The following is a 4,957-nucleotide window of genomic DNA, read 5'->3' as shown; positions in this document are numbered from 1 at the left end:
GGCGAGAACCGCCTGCTGGTCGGGGCGGCCGAAGCGGTGTTCGAGGCGGAGCTCATCCCGACACCCTGACTCCGCGGGCCCCGACACGATCCGCGCGAGGCAGGATGGACCCCATGAGCCACACCCGCCCCTCCGGCACGAACTGGTCCGGGAACCACCGCTACCGCGCCGCCGAGACGCTGCTGCCCGCCGACCTCGACGAGCTCGCGGCCGCGATCACGGGGGCGGATTCGCTGCGCGTGCAGGCGACCCGCCACACGTTCAACGACGTCGGCGACACCGACGGAGCGCTGCTCTCGCTCGAGAACCTGCCCGTGCGGATCGAGGTCGACGGCGACCGCGTCCGCGTCGAGGGCCTGGTCACGTTCGCACAGCTCGCGCCCGTCCTCGAGGCCGAGGGGCGCGCCCTCCACAATCTCGGCTCGCTCCCCCACATCTCCGTCGCCGGCGCCGCCGCGACGGGCACCCACGGCTCCGGCACCGCGAACGGCAACCTCTCGAGCGCCGTCACGTCCCTGGAGATCATGGATGCCGATGGCCACCGGCACCTCGTCCACCGCGAGCACCCGTGGTTCCCGGCGGCCGCGCTCGGCCTCGGCGCGTTCGGGGTCGTCACGGCCGTGGAACTGCGCACCGTCCCGACCTACACCGTGACCGCCGAGGCGTACACGGGCGTCGCGTGGGACGACATCGTCGCCGACCCGCGACGCCTCTTCGCGAGCGCGCGCAGCGTCAGCGTCTTCACGACGTGGGGCGACCCCGCGCACGACCTGGTGTGGATCAAGACGAAGGATGCCGATGCGGAACCGGGCTACGTGACCGACCTGGGCGGCCGCCCGATCGGCGACGACCTGCACCTCGGGCGCATCCGCACGGTCGGCAACACCACCGAGCGCGGAACGCCCGGCCCGTGGCACACGCGCCTCCCGCACTTCCGCGCCGAAGCCCTTCCCAGCGACGGCGACGAGATCCAGTCCGAGTACTTCGTCCCCCTGGATGCCGCGGCCGAGGCGCTCGCGGCGGTGCGGGCCGTGGCATCCACGATCGATCCCGTTCTGCTCGTGACGGAGCTGCGGACCGTCGCGGCCGACGACCTGTGGCTGAGCCCCGCGTATCGGCGGGACGTGCTCGCGATCCACTTCACGTGGCGCAACGACAACGCGGGGGTGGCCGCGGTGCTGCCGACGATCGAGGCCGCGCTGGCACCGTTCGACGCCCGCCCGCACTGGGGCAAGGCGTTCACGATGCCCGGCGAGACGATCCGCGCGACCCTCCCCCACGCCGACGACTTCATCGCCGCGGCGCGGGAGGCCGACCCCCGCGGCGTGTTCCGCAACGCCTACCTGCAGCGCACGCTCGGCCTGTGACGCAGGTCGGCCCCGCTCCACGAGGGAGCGGGGCCGACGTCGTCCGGGGTGTCAGTCCCGGCGCACGCGGCGGCGGTACCAGACCAGCAGCGCTCCGGCGAGCACCATTATCCCGGCACCGATACCGAGTCCGAGCGAGACGTTCGCGCCGGTCACGGCGAGGCTGCCGGACGGCACGACCTGGACGGGGAGCTGAGCGAACTCCGTGCCGCTGCCGCGGGTCAGGATCAGCGTGTGCGCCCCCGTCGAGAAGTCCGACGGGACGTTCACGCGGAACGTGACGGCACCGTCCGGACCCGCGGCCGGGATGCCCGTCACGACGAGCGGCTGGCTGTGGAGCACCGCCGTGACCTGCTCGCCCGCGGCGAGCCCCGTCACCGTGACGGTGAACGACGCGCCCTGCTCGACCTGCGAGGCGCTCGCCTTCGCGACCGGTCCGGCCGGGGCCGGCGTGCCCGTGGGCTGCGGCGTCGGCGTGGACGTCGGCGTGCCGGTCGGCTGCGGCGTCGGCGTGGACGTCGCGGTCGGCGTGGGCTTCGGGGTGGGCGTGGGCGTGGGCGTCGGGGTCGGGGTCGGGGTGGGCGTCGGCGTCGGGTCGACGAGCGAGCCCTTCGTGAAGAGCGTCTGCACCTCGGTGGCATCCAGGGCCCGTCCGTACACGCGCACGTCGTCGAGGGCACCCGCGTACAGCTGGTCGGCCGCCCAGCGCGACTTCGCCAGCAGTCCGCCGATGCCGCCGTCGGTCTCCAGGTCCGCGGCGTCGAAGATCGTCGCGACCTCGGCCACCTTCTGGCCGTCCACGTACGTCACCAGTGTCTTCTTACCGGTCAGCACGATGGTCACCTGCGACCAGGCTCCCACCGGCAGCGCCGCGGCCCCCGACTTGTTCTCGGTGTAGCCCGCCTTGATTCCCGCGGCCAGGCCTCCGCAGTCGGGGCTGGTGAAGAGGTAGTTCGTCACGGTGGCGCCCAGCGACAGCGGCCACTGGCACGCGCCCGCGCTCCCCCGCTTGACCCACGTCGACAGGGTCAGGTCGCGCGTGCCGTCGGGGATCACGTTTCCGCCGATCGCCGCGTACGCTCCCGCCGAGTCCGGCGCGCCTCCCGGGAAGGACAGCGCCGAGTCACCCGCCGTTCCGCGTGCGCCCGTCACCGCCGCGGCACCCGTGCCGCGGATCGTGGCGTCGTGGCCCCGACCCGAGACGTCGGTGATCCGCGAGCCGTCCGTCGTCGCGTTCTCCCCGTCGAACGAGTAGTGCAGCAGCAGGTCGGCCTCGGGCTTCGTGACGGTGACCGTGAGCGTCGCCGTGCGGTCGTCCGACGTCGTCGCCGTGACGACGGCCGTGCCGACCGAGTTGCCGCGGATCGTGCCCGCGGCGTCGACGGAGACGACCGCGCCGTTGCTCGACGTCCAGGTCACCTTCTGGTCGGCGTTCGCCGGAGCGACCGTCGCGGTGAGGGGGGCCGTTGCTCCGAGCGCGAGCACCTTCGAGCCGTACCCGAGGGTGACGGAGGTGGATGCCACGCGGGTGCCGACCGCGGTGATCGTCGCGATCGCGGGGGTCGCCGACCCGTCGTTCAGCGCGCCGCGCACCTGGACGCTGTCGCCGGGAGCCTTCAGCGACGACAGGTCCTGCGCGTCCCAGGTCACACCGACGGGTGCGGTGCCGGTCCCTCGGGTGGCATCGACGGTCGTGGGGAGGACGACCGACGTCGTGCCGGGAGTGACCTCGAGCGAGACCGGGGCGACCGAGGTCACCACGTCTTGCGGGTTCCACCTGGCCAGAACGCGGTCGCGCTCCTCGCGGGTGATGCCGAACGCGACACCGTGACGCGGGGACGGCGGCAGCGAGTACTTCGCCGGCACCTTCCAGTCGACCTTGCCGTCTTCGAGCGACTCGGTGTAGAGCGGGATGTATCCGCCGCCGCCGAACCAGTCGACGAACACATAGTTGCGGTCACCGTTGATGTCGCCCGGGTTCGAGCGGAACGCCGACGGACCCTCGGTCTCGGGAAGACCGGCATTGGCCGAGAGGCACGTGTCGAACTTGGTCCACTCACCCGAGGACGACGGAGCACGCAAATCGGTGCCCTTCTCCGCCACGATGTCGGGACGGCAGGCGGTCTGCTCCGTCCCCTTCGTGAAGCGGTAGTAGACGCCGTCGCGCTCCAGGATCGTGGTGTCGATGAGGCCCGCGTTGGTCTTGCGGAGGCCCTCGATGTCCCGCGACTTGATGTACGGCACGGCGGGCGTGAAGTTCACGAAGTCACGCGTGGTGGCCATGAGGATCTGCGGGCCGTTGCCGTCCTCGGTCGCGTCGGTGTGGACGTCGTCGGAGGTGAAGACGCGGGACGACCAGTACACGACGTACGCGTCGATCGTCGGGTCGTAGTGCGCCTCGGGCGCCCAGGTCATGCCGGCGGTCGGCGGCGAGACCAGGATGTGGCGCTGCTGGCCCCAGTTCACGAGGTCGGTGGACTCCCAGATCTCGAGGTACCGGCTGCCGTAATCGGTCGGGAAGCCCTTCCGCGCAGCCGAAAGATCGGTGGCGATCAGGAAGAAGCGGTCGCCTTCCTTGGAGCGCAGCACGAACGGGTCGCGCAGCCCCTGGTCGCCCATCGTCGACTCGAGCACGGGGTTCGCATCGTTGACCGTGCGCCAGTTCACTGCGTCATTGCCCTGCGAGACGGCGAACCGGATCTTCTCGCCGTCGATCGAGTTGTCCCGGAAGTACACGAACATGTACGCCTGCTCGTCGTCACGCGTGTGCTCGGCGGCGGCGAGGACCTTCACGGGCAGCTGCACGGTGCGCGTCGCCGCGCCGAGGGTCGCCGTGGCCGTGAGGGTGATCTCACGGTCGGTGGCGCCGCGGGTGACGCTGCCCTTGCGGATGACGTCGGGCTCGGTGCCGGTGTCGCTGTCCGTGATGACGGCGGTGTCCGACGATCCCCACGAGATCGCGACGTTCCTGGCCTCCGCGGAGGGCAGCCCGGCGATATCGGCGCCCGTCTCGGGCAACCGGACCGAGCCGCGGACGTCACCGGACAGACCCGCCTGGGAGGGCAGTGCTTCGGCGACCTGGCGGACGGCCTCCTCCTGCGCGGTTCCCGACAGCGCGACGACGGTGACGTCGATCGGCGCACCGGTGCGCGTCCGACCACCGAGCGCGAAGGTGGGCGTCAGCTGGACCGTGGCATCCCCGTCCGAAGCGGAGGGACGCGTCACGGTTCCGTCCGCGGCGACGACGCTCGCGTCGCTCGTGGCCCACGTGACGGTGGATCCGCCGTCGGCGGTCATCGGCAGCGTGAGGTCGCGGTCGACGTGCGACGTGTCGCCGAGAGACACGGACTCGGATGCCAGGAGCGCGGCGTACTGGTCGGCACCGGCGGTGCGGATCTCGTCGGCGGAGAGGGCGGTGGTCCAGATGCGGACGTCGTCGAGGGCGCCGGCGTAGTACGGGTCGTCCCAGAACGAACGGCCGAGGTAGCCGCCCACACCGTTCTGCCCGAGGGCCGCGTCGATGGTGTGACCGATGCCGGTCGCTTCGGCGTTCCGCCGTCGAGCTGGCCGTTGACGTAGTACGACACCTT

Annotated in this window: 2 protein-coding genes; one reads left to right on the top strand and one right to left on the bottom strand. The window is 71.8% G+C overall.

The features are described from left to right. The first annotated feature begins 113 nt into the window (after positions 1 to 113). The gene (locus I5G_RS10485; protein ID WP_022879015.1) at positions 114 to 1,367 is read left to right on the top strand and encodes a D-arabinono-1,4-lactone oxidase; all 1,254 of its coding nucleotides are present in this window, start codon (positions 114 to 116) and stop codon (positions 1,365 to 1,367) included. Positions 1,368 to 1,418: 51 nt separating this feature from the next. Here the strand turns inward: I5G_RS10485 and I5G_RS24060 are convergent. After that, the coding region (locus I5G_RS24060) for a LamG-like jellyroll fold domain-containing protein (RefSeq protein WP_022879014.1) at positions 1,419 to 4,957 on the bottom strand (3,539 nt) is incomplete at its 5' end.

Origin of the sequence: Microbacterium sp. B19 (assembly GCF_000333395.1) — a bacterium.
GTDB lineage: Bacteria > Actinomycetota > Actinomycetes > Actinomycetales > Microbacteriaceae > Microbacterium.
The sequence above is the reverse complement of the archived record's forward strand: the minus strand, read 5'-3'. Positions and strand labels throughout refer to the sequence as shown.